At 44.7% G+C, this 885-nt stretch carries 2 protein-coding genes; both read right to left on the reverse strand.

Going from position 1 to position 885, the window contains the following annotated elements:
* Positions 1 to 578 (reverse strand): hypothetical protein (locus tag LG31_RS0100010; protein ID WP_033112464.1); only part of this gene is annotated, 578 nt, incomplete at its 3' end.
* 15 nt (positions 579 to 593) lie between these two features.
* On the reverse strand, positions 594 to 885 hold a 292-nt coding region (locus LG31_RS21120; protein ID WP_161785958.1), incomplete at its 5' end, for a hypothetical protein.

Here is an 885-nt window from a genome sequence, read left to right on the forward strand (position 1 = left end):
TTGTAGTTGGGGCAACGTGCAGCAACTTCATTAAAGAAGTAATCTTGCTTGCCCATTTTGTACTGGATAACGATTCCCTGCTTCTTGAACTTATCCAAGATATAATCCGCTGGGACATAACCGTGCTCGGTAAGTTGGATATCACGATCTTTCAGAATGGGTTCACCGCCGAAATAGATCTGCTTGATCCCGTTGATTGGGCCATGCCCAATAGTGGCAACTGTGCATAGCCATTGGCCTTCTGCACTGGCGGGTACACCGATGCGTCTCAGCTCCACTAGGCGTTGCTCCAGCGCACGCCCCGTCAAGCCAGCAATAGAAGCGGCTGGGATGATGCTTTGGTCATTGGATACATCGTGGTACATCACAGAGGTAGTACAGCGGGTTCTACCGTAGATCATGCCTATACCGCGTGTTGCGCCTTCTGTGCTTAACTCGAACCCCTCATCCTGTCTCTTCTCTGCTTCTGGTGTCTTTGGATTTAACCCGAGCCACTTAGTGATGCGATTCATGTCTTTCTTTAGCTGCTTAAATGGATTAAGCGAGGTTTTAAATGCTTTCTTTATTGAGAATCCCATATCTATTCCTTGTTATTATTTTGTCAGCCTAAAAGCAATTGCACCTTGTGGGATATCACTGAATGAAATAGGCGTTACTTGTACGGTTTCTGTTTCGTCATGCACGAACATAAAATGAGAACCAACGTTGAATGCAACGTCATCATATGGTTCATCCAAAATAACAATTGCATCTCCTACTGTGCAAAACATAGTGTCAATCGCTTCTGCGTATTGCATAAAGTATTCTTTTAAATTTGCACAATCGAACTCTGCAAGCTGTGCTTTTGCTGCATCTAGGCTGGCTGGAAATTCTTTTGCGTTCTCT

It is taken from the genome of Aeromonas lacus (assembly GCF_000764665.1).
GTDB lineage: Bacteria > Pseudomonadota > Gammaproteobacteria > Enterobacterales > Aeromonadaceae > Aeromonas > Aeromonas lacus.